This window comes from Mucilaginibacter sp. GW821-FHT07H05 (assembly GCF_059418485.1).
This window is the reverse complement of record NZ_JBWKPY010000009.1, coordinates 186,985-203,724: the sequence shown is the minus strand read 5'-3', so window position 1 is coordinate 203,724 and position 16,740 is coordinate 186,985. Positions and strand designations below refer to the sequence as shown.

Sequence of the window (16,740 nt, the reverse complement as noted above, 5' to 3'; positions counted from 1 at the left end):
AAATTTGTCATAAACTATTGTGTTGTATTAATATACACTATAAAATAATTATATTTCATAGATAATTGCTCAATAAGCCTCCTTATTAATTAAGTTTTGGCTTTTTTAAACACGGTTTGATCTATAGACAACACACTTTACAGGCTTTATAACTCAAAAACAAATACCCGTTGATGGTATAACACGGCCCCATATCAGACAAAAAAATACTTTTTTAAATTTATTTCAGCTTTTGTAAAATTTATAACTAAAAAAGCCGTTTGTTAAGTAATTTTTTGGTGGTAAATGTATATTTGCTTGCCAAAAAAGTACATCACCTAAAAATTATACCTTTTATGTTTTTCCTATTACCGGAAAAGGAAGTTGTCAAAGTTTTTGGCAAAAATCTTAAAAAACTGCGCTTGCAAAGAAAGCTATCCATGGATAAGCTGGCAAAACTGGCCGATATGGAACTTTCGCAAATATACCGTATTGAAAATGGCCGGGTTAATGCCAAGTTAACCACCATTGCCGCACTGGGCAAGGCTTTGGATATTGACCCTAACGAGCTGCTTAAAATACCTAACCTGCCAAACGATTAAGCCTTTGCAAAACGGTTGGTAAGTGCAATCAGGTCGTTTAATTCAAAAGGTTTTTCCAGATAGGCATCGGCACCGCTTTGGGTAGCTATCTTTTCGAGGTGAGGTATGGTTGAGATGAGTATGACGGGCAAATGTTTTAGCCTTGGGTTTGCCTTAATATGTTTGCAAATGTCACTGCCCCGTTTTACAGGCAGATATTCGTCGATAAATACCAGATCGGGGTTTATATTATCCAGTTTAGCGGCAATACTCCCATCCTTACAGGATATCATTTCGTGCCCGTTACCACTTAAAATATAATCCACCACATCCACTATATCCGGATTATCTTCAATTACCACGATTTTCATTTTTGGATGGAATTATATTATTAGTTAATAGGCGATGTGCTAATCAAATATAATCATTCAAATTATATTTCAAAATTTTCTTATTATTTAAAACCACAAGGTTTAATTTAAGTTACAAGTAATTCTGTCCGGTAATGTTGCACTTACCCTATAATGTGCTGATATTAGCCGGGAACAATGATATACAGGTATATGAGCGATACGGCAAACGGTTATGTTAATTCGGTAACAGATGATCAGGGCATTACCGTGATCACCTTTTTCCATCCGGCGCAAAACTCACTGCCCTCGGCTTTGCTTGCCGAGCTAACTCATGCGGTTGTACAAGCCGGGCAAAGCGCTGCAACCCGTGTTATTGTTTTAAAAAGCGCCGGCGACCGCACCTTTTGCGCCGGGGCCAGTTTTGATGAGCTGTTGCAATTAAAAGACAAGCAAAGCGGCACCAGTTTTTTTATGGGCTTTGCCAACGTTATTAATGCCTGCCGCAAATGCGGCAAAATCATTATTGCCCGTATACAGGGCAAAGCTGTTGGCGGCGGTGTGGGACTGGCCGCTGCCGCGGATTATTGTCTGGCTACCGCTGCGGCGTCCGTTAAACTAAGCGAATTGGCTATTGGGATTGGCCCCTTTGTGATATCGCCTGTGGTAACCCGCAAAATAGGCCTGCCGGCATTTTCGCAATTAACCATTCGCGCTACCGATTTCCAGCCGGCACAATGGGCAATGGACAAAGGTTTGTTTAACGAAGTTTACCCCGATATCCCGGCATTGGATGGCGCTGTTGAGGCCCTTGCACAAAAGCTGGCATTGTACCATCCCGGTGCGTTGGAGGGCCTTAAACAAATTATGTGGGAGGGTACCGAAAACTGGGACGAACTATTAGCCAAACGCGCTGCCATTAGCGGCGAGTTGGTATTATCCGATTTTACCCAGCAGGCTTTAAATGGTTTTTTAGGCGGGAAAAGATAGGCTGGTTATGATATATGTATTGATCATTATACCCTTTACCATTGCCTTACTGATACTACTTGGCTACATAAATAACCGCAAAAAAGAGCGGGATAGCATAGCCGAAATTCGCGAAAAGTGGGCTAAGCCTATGCCTGGTCAGCGCTATTTTCAACAGATATCACTTTACACAAATGCCGATGCGGATATACCAAAACTATCAGCAACAACCGTAGCCGACCTTGACCTGGAAAATGTTTTTAGTTATATAGACCGCACAAACTCTAAACCGGGCCAACAGTATCTATATCATCAACTCATTACCAAAGCATCGGCACCGAAACAATTAAATGCTATTGACGAACAGATTAACGCCCTCCCTGCCAACCGTAACTTGCTGGAAACATACGAACTAAAATTGGCTGGCCTTAACAACAGCAATGCCTATTACCTGCCCCAATTGTTTAAGCAGCAAGCATCACTGTTTAGTTCGCCTGTCACCTTTTATATCCGGGTTTCGGGTATCACCATTATCGCACTTTTTGTGCTGATGATTGCCACCCACAGTCAGCTTTACTTTTTTGCCCTGCTGGCTATGGTGATCGCTAATTTTGCAATCCATTACGCTACAAAGAAAAAGGTATTACAATACACCCATACTCTGCCCCAACTGGTTAAACTTATTAACATAGCCAGATGGTTTAAGAAACAGGCAGGTACTGCGCCCGATGAGCAAACCAATAGCGCCATTGCCGATGCTGCAAAGCTAAAACGATCATTAAACTATGTGAGCATTAACGCCGCTGTCAGAGACCCTACCGATTTACTTTATGCCGTGTTTGAATTGGTCAAAACCCTGTTATTAATAGAATCGCTGATGTTTATCAGTTCCATTAACCTGGTGAACAAATATAACCAAAGCATTCGCCTGGTGTTTGACTATGTGGCCCATATCGATTTTATAATCAGTATCCGATCGTTAAGGGAGGGGCTGCCCTTTTACAGCAAACCTGTATTTACAGCCGAAAACCAGCTATCTGTAAGCAACCTCTACCACCCATTAGTAGAGGGCTGCGTGCCTAATTCCATTACTACTTATGCGGATTGTGGCGTTCTGATAACTGGTTCTAACATGTCGGGCAAAACTACTTTTATCCGTAGTATAGCCATTAACGCCTTACTGGCACAAACCCTATTTACAAGTTGCAGCGAAAACTATACCGCGCCCTGGCTTAACCTCCATACCAGCATCCGCATTAGCGATGATATGGAAGAACACAAAAGCTATTTTCAGGCCGAAGCGTTATCTGTACTGAATATCCTGAAACAATGCGATGCTGATAAGCCTGCTAAGAGTTTAGTGCTAATTGATGAGATTTTCCGTGGCACAAATACTATCGAGCGGATAGCCGCCGCAAAGGCAGTATTGGCTTACTTAAGCGCCAATGGCCATTTTGTATTTGTTTCTACCCACGATTTGGAATTAGCCGAACTACTGGGCGGCGGATACACCACCTACTCGTTTGAAGAATTGGTAACAGATGGCGCCCGATTGGTATTTGATTATCGCATGAAACCGGGTTTGCTAAAAAACAAAAACGGCATTGCCATACTGCAAGCCATGGGCTATCCCCAAAGTGTGGTTGATGATGCCGGCCAGGTAAGCGAACAACTGCGGAAGAAATACCAAATATGATTTTTATATCGGAAGAGGTAAAAAACTACATTTTACAGTTCTTCATACATCCTCAGTCTATTTCTTAACAGCCATAACTCATTGTGCAAGCCATCCACTTTATTCAGCAGATGGTCAATAGAGGCTATACCCGCCACGTTGATCTCCAGATCACGATACAGGTGGATCATTTTTTCCAGCCTCGGTAATTCAGCTGCCGGGATAAAGGTCTTTTTATCAACCACGCTTACTTTGATCAGTCCCTCGTGTTCCAGATCGCGTATAAAGGTTGCTTCTAATTGATGATGAATACACACATCATCGGCAGGGATTAATTTTTTTGTTGCCATGGCTTTGTTATTTATTGGTTTTAGCCAGTTCTTCAAATAATTCGCGTTGTTTATCGGTCAGGTTTTGCGGTACCTGGATATCATAGGTCAGGTACAAATCGCCAAACTGATCGGCTTTCTTATATACCGGCAGGCCTTTACCTTTCAGCTTTACTTTGGTACCTTGCTGGGTCTCGGGCTTTAGTTTAAGTTTCACTTTGCCGGTGAGCGTATCAGCCGTGATCTCGCCGCCCAGCACCGCGGTATACAGGTCTACTTTTATGGTGCGGTGCAGATCGAACCCGCTGCGCTTAAAATCCGGATCGTTAGGGATAACAAAGGTAATGTACAGATCGCCGGCGGGGCCATTATTGCGCCCCGGGCCGCCGTGACCGGCAATCTTTATTGTCTGCCCGTTCTCTACACCGGCGGGTATGGTCATACGGATCTGCTTACCATTAACGGTGAGCGTACGTTTGTGGGTCTCGGCAATATCACGCAGACTTAATTGCAGTTCGGCGTTAAAATCCTGACCGCGATAAACGCCCTGGCGACCGCCGCCTCCACCGGCAGCCGCGCCGCCAAACATGGAATTAAAAAATTCGGAGAAATCGGTATCGCCGCCAAAACCCTCAAACCCGCCCGACTGGTAACCACCACCAGGGCTGCCGTACGATGATCGTTGCTGCTGCCGGGCCTGCTCATACTGATCGGCATGCTGCCAGTTCTCGCCATACTGGTCGTATTTCTTGCGTTTCTCGGGGTCGCTTAAAACCTCGTTCGCTTCATTCAGTTCCTGGAATTTTTTGCCGGCATTGGGGTCGTTAGGGTTCAGGTCGGGGTGCAGTTTGCGTGCCAGCTTACGGTAAGCTGCTTTAATGGCCTTATCATCCGCCTTTTTATCTACACCTAAAATTTTATAATAATCAATAAATGCCATGTTTGTATAGGTTGTAATATGATATCAACCGCTTAAAAGCAGCTAAGTTTTATTCACTCAAATATAAAGCATAAAAAAAGCCCTTTTTCAAGAGCCTGGTCATATTAAAATGTGATGTTAAGCCCAATCAAGCGTCCACGCTTGATCGTAAGCCCATGTGAGCGTCCACGCTCACGTTTTAAAGTTCTTTAAATTAAGCGTGGACGCTTAATTCGGAATAAGTTCAAGCGTGGACGCTTGAACTGGCATAATTACTTATATCGCCTCCAGCATTTGCTTCAATACCGCCTGCGCTGCCCAAACACGGTTACCTGCTTCGTGCACTACTATGGAATGCGGCCCGTCTAAAATCTCGTCGCTCAGTTCCAGGTTGCGGCGTACGGGTAAGCAATGCATTACCTTGGCGCTGTTGGTGTTTTTAAGACTGTCGTTGGTGAGCAGCCAGTCTTCGTTAACAGGGGGCATCTGTCCGTATGGCTCATAGGCCGACCAGTTTTTTACATACACAAAATCAGCATCGGCCAGGGCTTCCTGCTGGTTGTGGGTGATGGTAGCGCCCTGGGTAAATGCTTCAGATAGCTCGTATCCGGCCGGATGCGCGATGGTAAAATCAACATCAGCCTTGCACATCCACTCGGCAAAGGAGTTGGGTACGGCTTGCGGCAGCGGCTTTACGTGCGGCGCCCAGGTTAGCACCACTTTAGGGCGCGGACGGGTTTTTAATTCCGTTATGGTCACCAAATCGGCCAGACTTTGCAGCGGGTGGCGGGTAGCTGACTCTAAACTTACTACCGGTTTGCCGCAAAACTTCACAAATTTGTTAAAGATCATCTCGCTATAGTCCTCTTCACGATCCTTCAAACTCGGGAACGAACGCAGGCCGATAATATCGGCATACTCGCCCATTACGCCTGCCGCTTCGCGGATATGCTCCACAGTGGTACCGTTCATGATGACGTTATCACGCAGTTCCAGCGCCCAGCCTTCTTTGTCGATGTTCAGCACCATTACATCCATACCCAAATTCATAGCAGCTTTTTGAGTACTTAAACGTGTACGCAAGCTGGGGTTAAGGAAAACCAACACCAAAGTCTTGTTTTTACCCAAATGCTGAAAAGCATAAGGATCGGCCTTTAGCTGCAAAGCTTCAGCAACTAATGCATCGATATTGGTAACGTCGTTAACAGAAAAAAATAGTTTCATAGTAGCCCCTTTATTAAACAGCATGTCATTTCGAACGAGGTACGATGAGAAATCTTCTACGTCCTTACTTATCGCACGTATAAGATTTCTCACTACGTTCGAAATGACAACCTTTTTATTATACAATGCCCCATTCCTACTCCCCCTTCAGGGGGCCGGGGGGCTTTAGTTTACCTCTTTCGCAAACGCCTCTAAAAACCGATCGGCGTAAGCTTTTGTTAAATTAAGCGCGGGCAGCAAACGGATCACGTTTGGCTTGGCCTCGCCGGTAAAGATATGGTGCTTAAACAACAGGTTCTTCTTCACCTCACTTAGCTCGGCAGGCAGTTCAATACCAATCATCAATCCACGGCCACGCACTTCCTTTACTTGTTTAAACTTTTTCAGTTCATTTATCAAATAACCGCCAACTTCGGCAGCGTTTTGCATCAGGTTATCCTGCTCCATTACTTCCAGCACAGCAAGTCCGGCGGCGCAAGCCAGGTGGTTACCGCCAAAGGTAGTGCCCAGCATGTAATATACAGGTTTAATTTTTGGCGATATAATAATAGCCCCCATCGGGAAGCCATTGCCTATACCTTTGGCCATGCTGTAAATATCGGCATCTACACCGGCAAAATCGTGCGAGAAGAATTTGCCCGAACGACCGTAACCGCATTGAACCGAATCGGCAATAAACACGGCGTTATGATCATCGCAAAGCGAACGGATCTTTTTCAGGAAACTCTCTGATGCCACCCTGATACCACCTACACCCTGGATACCCTCGATAATTACCGACGATATTTCATTTTGGGCGAAAGCCTGCTCCAAAGCCACGTCATCGTTAAAAGGCAAAAACATCACGTTATCAGTCTCGTTTACCGGGGCAATAATCTTGGGATTATCAGTAGCCGAAACCGCCAGTGATGTACGCCCGTGGAAAGCACCTGTAAAAGCAATCACCTTTTTACGGCCGTTGTAAAACGACGCCAGTTTCAGCGCGTTCTCGTTAGCCTCGGCACCCGAGTTACACAGGAATAGCTGGTAATCTTCCTTACCACTTACCTGGCCCAGTTTTTCGGCTAATTGGGTTTGCAGGGGGATCTCGATAGAGTTAGAGTAAAACCCGATCTGGTGCAGCTGGTCTTCCAGCCGTTTTACATAATGCGGGTTAGTATGGCCAATGGATATTACGGCATGGCCACCGTACAGGTCAAGATATTCCTGGCCTTTATTATCATAAACCAAGCTGCCAACACCTTTGGTGATGTTGATATGATTGATTGGATATACGTCGAATAGTTTCATTTTTGTTGTGATAATTGCAGACTTACGAAGTTTTAAAAACTTCGTAAGTCTTGTTTAACCTACTTGTCATTGCGAGGAACGAAGCAATCGCGAACTATGCAAGATTGCTCTTTGGGTGTGCGATTACTTCGTTCCTCGCAATGACAAGGCTTTATTTAAAACGCGTTAGCTTTGAGTTTAAGGCCCGCTGTTTCATCAAAGTCAAACATCAAATTCATATTCTGCACCGCCTGGCCTGATGCGCCTTTCAGCAGGTTATCTATTATGCTGACGATGAAGATCTTATTACCATGCTTTTTCACCTGGATAAAGCATTTGTTGGTATTCACTACCTGTTTCAGATCAATATCACGGTTGGTGACATGGGTGAACGGGTGCCCGGCATAATAGTCCTGGTAAAGCTGCAGCGCTTCCTGCTCCGTCAGCTCGCTTTCTGTGTATATCGAGGCGATGATGCCTCGTGTGTAATCGCCGCGGTAGGGAACAAAGTTAAGCCCCCCCTGGCCCCCTGAAGGGGGAATAAAACCAGGTTGTAGCTGGTTGATCGATTCGCCGATCTCATTCAAGTGCTGGTGATCGAACACTTTATAAACCGAAAGGTTATCGTTCCGCCAGGTAAAGTGGGTGGTGCCGGTTGGTTTTTGCCCCGCCCCTGTGGAGCCTGTTGTGGCGGTGATATGCACTTCACTGTTCAGTAGTTGCTTACTGGCTAATGGAAGTAAACCCAATTGCAAACAAGTAGCAAAACAACCCGGGTTAGCTACATTTTGTGCCGATTTAATGGCGTCCCGGTTTAATTCCGGCAATCCGTAGGTGAAGTCTTTAGTTCCGAGTCCTAAGTCGAAAGTTTGAACAGCTTCGGACTTTTGACTTTGGGCTTTAGACTTCAAACGGAAATCCTGGCTTAAATCAATAATCTTAACCGTATCCGGGATAGTATTAGCCTCTAAGAACTTTCTGGCATCGCCATGCCCAACGCACAGGAACAGCACATCAACATCAGTTGATAATTCGCCGGTAAATTTCAGGTCGGTATCGCCAAGCAGGTCGGTATGCACATCGTAAATGTAATTGCCGGCATTGCTGCTGCTGTTTACAAAAGCGATATCCACATGAGGATGGTTCACCAAAATGCGCAGCATCTCGCCGCCGGTATAACCCGCGCCGCCAATAATTCCAACCTTAACAGCCCCCCGGCCCCCTAGAGGGGGAGTAGAATTTGCAATATTTTGATTTGTGTCAGTCATTGTACAGAATACTAATTCCCCCTTCAGGGGGTTAGGGGGCTTCTACGTTAACCCTATCATGTTTGGTAGATGGATGCGAGTATAGGGTAAATTCCAGGTCGGCTTCGCTATGGTTGCTGATGCGGTGCCGCTGTCCCGGTAATACTTCTATCCCCTGATGTTCGGTTAATATTTTCACAGCGCCATCGATATAAAAAATGGCGCTGCCTTTTAGTATGTAAAAAAACTGGGTAGCCTTCTCGTGATAATGCAATGCTTCCGAAGCATTAGGCGGCATCAGTTCCTGTTTAATAGATAGGGCATCGGTATCTACAAAAGTCCAGCCGTGGCAACCGTTACCCCATTCGTAATGAGCCCCCCCGCCCCCTGAAGGGGGAGCAACCTCATTCCCTTGTTTGAAGAAGAATGCCTGGTGAATTTTATTTTGATGCTCGTCACTCATTATCTTATCAATGTATTCCCCCTTCAGGGGGTTAGGGGGGTTAGCCGTTTACTTTATGGTAGATCATGACCTGGTTACCGAAGATCTTAGAGAAACCTTTTACATCTTCGCCGCTCCAGGCGTTATTCATTTCGCCGTAGCTGCCAAATTTGTTGCTCATCAGGTCGTGTGCCGATTCGATGCCCACCACCTGGAACCTATACGGGTTCAGCTGAACAAATACCTTACCGCTTACCTTGTCCTGCGTATCGGTCAGGAACGCTTCGATATTACGCATAATCGGGTCGTGAAACTGTCCTTCGTGCAGCCAGTTACCGTAGAATGACGCTAACTGATCTTTCCAGCTTAATTGCCATTTGGTCAGCACGTGTTTCTCTAAAGTATGGTGAGCCTTGATGATCACCATTGGCGCGGCAGCTTCAAAACCAACGCGGCCTTTAATACCGATGATGGTATCACCCACGTGGATATCACGACCGATACCGTAAGGCTGGGCGATAGCCTGCAAAGCCTGGATAGCTTTGGTAGGGTGATCATACGATGTACCATCAATAGCTACCAATTCGCCTTTTTCAAAGGTCAGTTCTATATCGCGGGTACCGGTTTCGGTAACCTGTGTAGGCCAGGCATCCTCGGGTAAACCTAAGTTTGATGTCAGGGTTTCCTTGCCACCTACCGATGTGCCCCAGATGCCTTTGTTGATAGAGTATTTGGCTTTTTCGAAGTTCATTTCAACTCCATGCTTTTTCAAATACTCGATCTCTTCCTCGCGGCTCAGTTTCAAATCGCGGATGGGGGTAATGATTCTTACCTCGGGCACCAGGATATTAAAGATCATATCAAAACGCACCTGATCGTTACCGGCGCCGGTGCTGCCGTGAGCAACCGATTCGGCACCAATTTCTTTAGCGTAATTAGCAATGGCGGTAGCCTGGCTTACACGCTCGGCACTTACCGATAGCGGATAGGTATTATTTTTCAATACGTTACCGTAGATAAGGAAACGCACGCAGGTATTATAAAAGTTTTTAGTCTCATCAACCACATGGTGACTGGTTACGCCCATTTCGTAAGCGCGCTCTTCCACCTTCTTTAATTCCTCATCGCTAAAGCCACCGGTATTTACAATTACCGAGTGTACTTCCATACCCAAATCGCGGGTTAAATAAATACAGCAAAACGAGGTATCTAAGCCGCCACTATAGGCTAAAACTACTTTCTTTTTCATAAGCTAAAAGCGGAAAGCCGAAAGCAAAAAGCTTTTTGACCTTCCTGTTTGTTATTTACGTAAAACTTTAATCAAGCCAATTAACATGGCCTTAACTTCGTTAATTAATCTATTAACCTTCTCAAATAGTTCCAGGTCAATATATGCTAAGTCTTTACACATCAAGCAACAATACTCTAATTCATGCGCCGAACCTAATGCCATATCTAAAAAACGGGCAAAATCCTTTTCTGTAAATCGTCCGCTTCCCTCAACTATATTTAAAGGTATAGAATAGGACGACCGCTTGGTTTGGCTCAGCATATCATATTGCTCACTTTTAGGAAATTTGGGAAGCAGGTTCGTGTACACAAACATATTTAATTCGTGCGCTTTGTTCCATACTTCTAATTTCCTGTAGTCTCTCATTTTTTAAGTTTCTTTTCCTGCTTTTTGCTTTAGTCTTTCTGCTTTTAGCTAAAACTTATTGTGGGCTAACATTAGTTTTGTAGAACGCTTCAGCGCATTCTCAATTCTTTCCAGCAAAGTAGCTTTATGAGTGATCTTCTTCATCTTATCCTCGCTTTGCTTTTTCTTTTCTTCCGGGTCGAACAGCATAGCGGTGCACATGCAGTTTTTGCGGCCTTTGGCAGTCAGGATATCGTAGTTTACACAGCTTTTGCAGCCTTGCCAAAAGGCTTCGTCCTGGGTCAGTTCGCTGTAAGTTACGGGTTCGTAACCCAAGTCCGAATTGATCTTCATCACGGCCAGACCGGTTGTTAAACCAAATATTTTAGCGTCGGGGTATTTTTGACGAGAAAGTTCAAAGATCTTTTCCTTGATGGCCTTAGCTAAGCCTACCTTCCGAAACTCGGGGTTAACAATTAAACCTGAATTAGCCACAAAATCGCCGTGGCTCCAGGTTTCGATATAGCAAAAACCTGCCCAGGTGCCGTTCCGGTGCAAAGCGATAACCGCTTTGCCTTCCAGCATTTTATTAGCAACATATTCGGGCGAACGCTGCGCGATACCTGTACCGCGCGCCTTTGCCGATTCGGCCATCTCGTCACATATTTGCGCCGCGTAATCAACGTGCTGCGCCGAGGCTACCTGTATATCAAAATCTTGTATGGTCATTATTAAATAGAAAACTACCGTTAAATAATCCGGCCTTCCGGCACTTATTAGTTGAATGGTTTTGTTGAAAAAGGTTTAAACCTTTTAATGTTTGATGGCACTGTGATTACAGTTCTCAAACCCGGGGGATGAACGGCCTTCGTCGGGACGGGAGGAACAGAAAAAAATCAGAAAGCACAGCAGCGTTAACCCATGCAAATATTGCTTTGGGAGCAGGCTTGTTAATGCTTTGTTTTTTCATTTTTTATAACGTATTAGTGTTATTGAATTTTGCTGCAAAAAACCACATTAATTTTAACTTATGCAAGTAAAAAATCAGATTATAAATACGGGGCTTAACTATTATGTCAATACGTTGACTAACAGGGCAATCAACTTACCTTTTTAAAGGTCATGGTGCGGCCAATAAACTTGAAATTCCAATAGCCGGTTACCTTCAGTGTGCCATCCTTGGCCAGGCGGGCCGATGCATCCCAGTATTTGCCACTTTTGGCGTCATAAATGCTTCCATGTTCCCACGTGTTGCTTTTGGGTACATATACCAGGTCCTTCACTACATTCATGCCTAATATTTTGCGGTCGCGCAGGGTTTTATCGGGGTTATGCTTATCGGTCCATTCGTCCATTCGCTTGCTTTCATCTTCGTTTTTAAACCAGATAATTTTGGCTTTATACTCCCTGTTTTCTTTATAAACCTCAACTTTCAGGTTATTTTCTGACGACATCCATTTTCCGCAGATCATATCAGTAGCCGACATGGTTTGTGCTTTTACGCCAGTTATAAAAGCTGTTAATAAGATCAGTAGGAGTAACCGGGGAAGAAATTTTATAATCATTTTTAATAATGGTAATACTAAGATACAGAAGCCCTTTCTAAATCTCACCCAAAAGCGAGAGACTTTGTTATAAATTATAAGCCCTCCCCAAAGGAGAGGGCTGTTGAAGTTTATTATAATGCCGCTATAGCAGCCTTTAATTCGCCAACCTCGGCCGAACTGCTGCTAACATCGGCAAATATAGCTTGTGAACTGCTTTTTGCCCCATAAAAATTGGCATTAGCGCTTTTATCAACCGAGATATTGGATCCGTTTACACTTAAGCCGGCAAACAAACCTTTGCTGCGCGAGTAGGAATATACTTCGGCCTCCAGCTTATAATCAGTACTGGCGGTGCTGTTACGCCCAACCGGGCCGGCAGCTACCGATACATCGCCACCAATGGTGAAATTGCCGGTTTGCATTTTAGTCAATACATCTTTATGTTTAAAAACCAGCACCAGGTCTACCGATTGTACCCCTATCTGCAAACCCAGGCTGCCACCGGTAAAGGTTACAAATACCGGGTTACTCCATTTGCCGTCGGCCATTTTTACTATGGCCACGCCTTTACCGCGCTTGCCGCCAATGGCCAGTCCGGCGTTGATCATATGCGGAATAATGATCAATCCCTGTGCCTGTTGGATCAATTGGTTAGGGATGTTTTCTTTCATCTTACTGAAATCGCGCAGTACATCGGCCGATTTTTGAATCCGCTCGGTCTCCTTGCCCGCGTCAGTTGCCGAAGTCAACACGATAAAACAGGTTAACAGCATCGGCATGATCAATAATTTTATCGTTTTCATGGTATATAGATTTATTGGTAAACGCTGATTGCACCTATTTAGTTTATTTTTTGTTTGTGATTCTACCGATTATTGATTTGGGATTTCACCGATTCAAGGATTGATTTCACAGATATGCAATTTTTCCCGCTCCCCCTTTAGGGGGTTGGGGGGTTTATTATCTTTGCCTCATGCTTACCCCGCAACAAGTATTCTCCATTAGCACCGAACAGCAGTTTGCCGATGCTGCCTTGCAGGCTTTCCGCCACCAGGCGCAGCATTGCGATGTGTACCGGCGCTTTATTGAAGGTTTGCGGGTTGACCTGTCGGGTGTGGATAGCATCGCGAAAATCCCGTTCCTGCCTATCTCCTTTTTTAAATCGCACCGGGTATTGAGCAGCGCCGCCCCGGTTGAGGTAACATTTACCAGTTCGGGCACTACAGGGATGATCACCAGCAGCCATTACGTTACCGATGTTACCTGGTACCGGGAAAGTTTCCGCAGGGCGTTTCAATTGTTTTATGGTGATATTACCGATTACTGTGTGCTGGCCCTGCTACCCTCCTACCTGGAGCGCGAGGGCTCATCACTGATCTATATGGCGCAGGATCTGATCGCGCAATCCAATAACCCGGATAGCGGCTTTTACCTGTATAACCATGCCGAACTATTTGAGCAACTGAAACGCCAGCAACAAATCAACAAGCCTACGCTGCTCATCGGCGTCACCTTTGCCCTGCTCGATTTTATAGAACAGTATCTTATCAACTTTCCTGAACTGATTGTGATGGAAACCGGCGGTATGAAGGGCCGCCGCAAAGAGATGATCCGCGAGGAACTGCATCAGGACTTATGTAAAGGCTTTGGTGTGGAGATGATCCACTCGGAGTACGGTATGACCGAACTGTTATCGCAAGCCTATTCCAAAGGCGAAGGTGTTTTTGCTTGCCCGCCATGGATGCGAGTGATTACCCGGGATACCAACGACCCATTGAGCTTAACCGGCATCAACCGCACCGGTGGCATTAACGTGATAGATTTGGCCAATATCAACTCCTGTTGTTTTATAGCTACGCAGGATTTGGGGCGGGTGGCTGCGGATGGATCATTTGAAGTATTGGGGCGGTTTGATCACTCGGACGTGCGAGGGTGTAATTTGCTCGTGGGGTGATTTGGAGAATTTAACCACAAAGTTCACAAAGAAATTGCAAGTTTATTAGCACAAAGGTCACTAAGATTTTTTTTGCTCGATTATTTAAGCACAAAGCCTTTGTGCTTAAATCTCACCCAATTAATCAGAAATCTTTTTTTAACTTAATGATAAGACATAAAGGCTTTGTGCCCTTTGTGCAAACTCTTTGTGCCCTTTGTGGTTAAATCTACACTGTGGTTAAAAAACCTTAATCCTACACATAATATTATTATTTTTGCGCAAATCATCATCAGATAGAAAACATGATAGACAAGTTTTTAAACGACGACCAGGACGTTAAAGCCGTTGAAAAAGTATACACCCGTTTGGTTGACCTGTTAACCACCGGCGAAGAGATCTTATACATCGCCACGCAAAAAAAACCATTGGTAAATATCCTGCCCGATTGCATTGCGCTAACCAACAAGCGCATCTTGTTTTTTACCCCGGCCAATTTGGGCCTGTCCATCAAATTTGTTGATTTTGTATGGAAGGATATTGTTGATGTATACACCAAAGAGGAAATTATAGGCGCCATCTTCAGCGCTAAAACAACCAACGGCGCCGAAATGGGGGTAGATTACCTGCCCAAAGTACAGGCCCGTAAACTATATCAATACGCCCAGGAACGCAAAGAAGCCGAACGCGAAGCACGCCGCCTGCGCGATCTGGAAGAAAAACGCGCCGAATCAGGGTCGGTTAATATCGATCGTGCCCAGCAGGTTGCTTTTCAGCCGGTTACCGCAACACCCGCTCCCCAACCCGAGCCGGTTGTTACCCCGCCGCCGCCTGTTGTTGAAGCAAAGCCAGATGTGCTGACCGAAAAATTGAAGAAACTAAAAACGCTGTTTGATAACGGGCTGATATCGCAAGAGGAATACAACCAGAAGAAGCTGGAGTTGCTGAGCGATTTTTAAGAGATAAGAAAATACATAAAGTCATGCCGAACTTGTTTCGGCACCCCACTTGCAAAGTCAACTATATACAAGTCTGACCTAATGATGGGATGCCGAAACAAGTTCGGCATGACAATTTTGAGTGTTTACTTCCCCTCCGGCAACTCTATCGGGTTATTAATTACCTTACCGATAGGCCCCGTGTACCCTTTTACGTTAATAGACGTTATCCGGCTGGGATCAATCATATCCATACCATTGCTGCCCCGTTTGGCCTGGCCTGATCCGTGCGACGCTTTCATAAACCCAGATGGGTCTTTTTTGCGGGCTTCCTTTAAATTAGCAATATTCTTTGGGTTAGTTTTAATATCATCGGCCGGTGGGGCTATGGTTGGGTTGTTACTCGTGATATTCTCGAAACCGCTGAATTTAAACACCACTTCCTTCTTACTGTCGCTGGCTTCCAGGATCAATCCGGGTAAGCCATTCAGTTTCCAGGGGCCGTTTTGAAAAGGCAGATCGGGGCAAAACCAGGCGGTATAATCGCGCCCCTTAAAGCGCGCGGTAGCCATTTGGCAGTGCAGGGCGCCAAAACTCATGGTATCTTTTTTAATCGACCAGTTAATCACCGGCAAGGGCTCTTCTACCAGGTAATAATTAACTAAAGTTTCTTCGGTATACAGTTTTTTATCTTTAGCGTATTGATAATACTCTTCGCCCTGTGTGGGCGGACCGCCTTGTAGCGTTAGCGTCAGCGAGTTAGGGTTCGACGCGTTTTTTACCTGGTTCATTACATCAGCAACTAATTGATCCTGGGCCAGTTGCTTGTCCAGGCTTTTATAAACACTGGCGTTGCGGCCCACCAGCAATATCAATCTTTCGGTATAAGGTTTATCACGATGAGCAGTATCCCTGATGTGGGTAAAATCATAAACGGCTTTGCCAATGGCTACATCCGGTTTTTGGGCAAATGCACTGAAACAGGCGATAGAGATAATAATAGTTAATAAGAATTTCATAAAGCAGGTGTTTGATCAAACAAAAATAAGAATTGCTTTTTATTCTACGAATTTTTCGTAGAATAATTTTACTCCCTTTTATTCATCGCATGTAGGGTTAATAAGAAGGCAATTCCTCTAAAAAATCATACCGCTCGTTTACAAAATCAATACGGCAGTAGTAATGCTGTAAGCCATTGGTTACGGCCAGGAGGGGCACTTGGTGTACCATATTATAGCGTGCCACCTGGTCAAACACGCCCTGGGTAATTTTCACCGATGGCGCTTTGCATTCTACCAGCAGCACCTTTTCGCCTTTATTGTTACGTACCAAAATATCAGTGCGGCGGGCCATACCATGCAGTTTTAGTCCGCCTTCTAAACCAATCAGAGATTTAGGATAAGCCTTATCCCTGATCAGGTACTGTACAAAATGCTGCCGCACCCATTCTTCGGGGGTTATAATGATGTTTTTTTTCCGCAGCTCATCAAACAGGGTATACTCGCCGTTGTGCTCGGTTATTTTAAAGGGATATGGCGGTAAGTTCAGCGGTTGCAGCAAGTCCATTGGGGATAAAATTAGGAAAAAAACCTTACCCACCATTTTAATGACATCCTAACCTCTGTACCAGAATACCTTCTTCCTTTATGATCTCTGTGTGCTTATAAATCATCGCGACGCTGTTATAAGTGATACACACACA

Annotated in this window: 19 protein-coding genes; 5 read left to right on the top strand and 14 right to left on the bottom strand. The window is 44.9% G+C overall.

Annotation, left to right across the window (positions count from 1 at the left end):
* Positions 1-335: 335 nt before the first annotated feature.
* Positions 336-581 (top strand): helix-turn-helix domain-containing protein, encoded by a 246-nt coding sequence (locus tag AC07M6_RS22850; RefSeq protein ID WP_494893512.1) that lies wholly within the window; start codon positions 336-338, stop codon positions 579-581.
* On the opposite strand, the gene AC07M6_RS22845 is transcribed toward AC07M6_RS22850, so the two are convergent.
* On the bottom strand, positions 578-931 hold the full coding sequence (locus tag AC07M6_RS22845; RefSeq protein WP_494893510.1) for a response regulator: 354 nt from the start codon (positions 929-931) through the stop codon (positions 578-580). The genes AC07M6_RS22850 and AC07M6_RS22845 overlap by 4 nt on opposite strands.
* Positions 932-1,108: 177 nt before the next feature.
* On the opposite strand from AC07M6_RS22845, the gene AC07M6_RS22840 reads away from it, so the two are divergent.
* Positions 1,109-1,900 carry an enoyl-CoA hydratase/isomerase family protein gene (locus AC07M6_RS22840; protein WP_494893508.1) on the top strand — a complete coding sequence of 264 codons (792 nt, stop codon included), beginning with the start codon at positions 1,109-1,111 and terminating at the stop codon, positions 1,898-1,900.
* A gap of 7 nt (positions 1,901-1,907) precedes the next feature.
* The gene (locus tag AC07M6_RS22835; RefSeq protein WP_494893506.1) at positions 1,908-3,575 is read left to right on the top strand and encodes a MutS-related protein; all 1,668 of its coding nucleotides are present in this window, start codon (positions 1,908-1,910) and stop codon (positions 3,573-3,575) included.
* A 32-nt stretch (positions 3,576-3,607) separates the two neighbouring features.
* On the opposite strand, the gene AC07M6_RS22830 is transcribed toward AC07M6_RS22835, so the two are convergent.
* The 11 genes from AC07M6_RS22830 to AC07M6_RS22780 form a co-directional block, all read right to left on the bottom strand.
* Positions 3,608-3,904 (bottom strand): chaperone modulator CbpM, encoded by a 297-nt coding sequence (locus tag AC07M6_RS22830; RefSeq protein ID WP_494893504.1) that lies wholly within the window; start codon positions 3,902-3,904, stop codon positions 3,608-3,610.
* Between the two features lie 7 nt (positions 3,905-3,911).
* Positions 3,912-4,823: a DnaJ C-terminal domain-containing protein gene (locus AC07M6_RS22825; RefSeq protein ID WP_494893502.1), complete on the bottom strand. Its 912-nt coding sequence runs from the start codon at positions 4,821-4,823 to the stop codon at positions 3,912-3,914.
* A 255-nt stretch (positions 4,824-5,078) separates the two neighbouring features.
* Positions 5,079-6,026, bottom strand: a complete 948-nt coding sequence (locus AC07M6_RS22820; RefSeq protein WP_494893501.1) for a Rossmann-fold NAD(P)-binding domain-containing protein — start codon at positions 6,024-6,026, stop codon at positions 5,079-5,081.
* A gap of 165 nt (positions 6,027-6,191) precedes the next feature.
* The gene (locus tag AC07M6_RS22815) at positions 6,192-7,316 is read right to left on the bottom strand and encodes an aspartate aminotransferase family protein (protein WP_494893500.1); all 1,125 of its coding nucleotides are present in this window, start codon (positions 7,314-7,316) and stop codon (positions 6,192-6,194) included.
* 155 nt (positions 7,317-7,471) lie between these two features.
* On the bottom strand, positions 7,472-8,563 hold the full coding sequence (gene argC / locus AC07M6_RS22810; RefSeq protein ID WP_494893499.1) for an N-acetyl-gamma-glutamyl-phosphate reductase: 1,092 nt from the start codon (positions 8,561-8,563) through the stop codon (positions 7,472-7,474).
* A gap of 31 nt (positions 8,564-8,594) precedes the next feature.
* Positions 8,595-9,005 (bottom strand): cupin domain-containing protein, encoded by a 411-nt coding sequence (locus tag AC07M6_RS22805; RefSeq protein ID WP_494893497.1) that lies wholly within the window; start codon positions 9,003-9,005, stop codon positions 8,595-8,597.
* 40 nt (positions 9,006-9,045) lie between these two features.
* Positions 9,046-10,233, bottom strand: coding sequence for an argininosuccinate synthase (argG, locus tag AC07M6_RS22800; protein WP_494893496.1), 1,188 nt, complete (start codon positions 10,231-10,233; stop codon positions 9,046-9,048).
* A gap of 51 nt (positions 10,234-10,284) precedes the next feature.
* A complete protein-coding gene (locus AC07M6_RS22795; RefSeq protein WP_494893495.1) occupies positions 10,285-10,641 on the bottom strand; it encodes a four helix bundle protein in 357 nt (118 codons plus the stop codon).
* 48 nt (positions 10,642-10,689) lie between these two features.
* A complete protein-coding gene (locus AC07M6_RS22790; protein ID WP_494893493.1) occupies positions 10,690-11,349 on the bottom strand; it encodes a GNAT family N-acetyltransferase in 660 nt (219 codons plus the stop codon).
* Positions 11,350-11,720: 371 nt separating this feature from the next.
* Positions 11,721-12,185 carry a DUF2147 domain-containing protein gene (locus AC07M6_RS22785; RefSeq protein ID WP_494893491.1) on the bottom strand — a complete coding sequence of 155 codons (465 nt, stop codon included), beginning with the start codon at positions 12,183-12,185 and terminating at the stop codon, positions 11,721-11,723.
* Positions 12,186-12,298: 113 nt separating this feature from the next.
* A complete protein-coding gene (locus AC07M6_RS22780; protein ID WP_494893489.1) occupies positions 12,299-12,970 on the bottom strand; it encodes a lipid-binding SYLF domain-containing protein in 672 nt (223 codons plus the stop codon).
* A gap of 170 nt (positions 12,971-13,140) precedes the next feature.
* Between AC07M6_RS22780 and AC07M6_RS22775 the strand changes: the two genes are divergently transcribed.
* Complete coding sequence (locus AC07M6_RS22775; protein ID WP_494893487.1) at positions 13,141-14,121, top strand: LuxE/PaaK family acyltransferase; 981 nt, start codon at positions 13,141-13,143, stop codon at positions 14,119-14,121.
* Positions 14,122-14,405: 284 nt separating this feature from the next.
* On the top strand, positions 14,406-15,059 hold the full coding sequence (locus tag AC07M6_RS22770) for a PH domain-containing protein (RefSeq protein WP_494893485.1): 654 nt from the start codon (positions 14,406-14,408) through the stop codon (positions 15,057-15,059).
* 125 nt (positions 15,060-15,184) lie between these two features.
* Here the strand turns inward: AC07M6_RS22770 and AC07M6_RS22765 are convergent, their stop codons facing one another.
* Both AC07M6_RS22765 and AC07M6_RS22760 read right to left on the bottom strand, forming a co-directional pair.
* The gene (locus tag AC07M6_RS22765) at positions 15,185-16,057 is read right to left on the bottom strand and encodes a GLPGLI family protein (protein ID WP_494893483.1); all 873 of its coding nucleotides are present in this window, start codon (positions 16,055-16,057) and stop codon (positions 15,185-15,187) included.
* 97 nt (positions 16,058-16,154) lie between these two features.
* Positions 16,155-16,604: a type I restriction enzyme HsdR N-terminal domain-containing protein gene (locus tag AC07M6_RS22760; protein ID WP_494893481.1), complete on the bottom strand. Its 450-nt coding sequence runs from the start codon at positions 16,602-16,604 to the stop codon at positions 16,155-16,157.
* Positions 16,605-16,740: the final 136 nt, after the last annotated feature.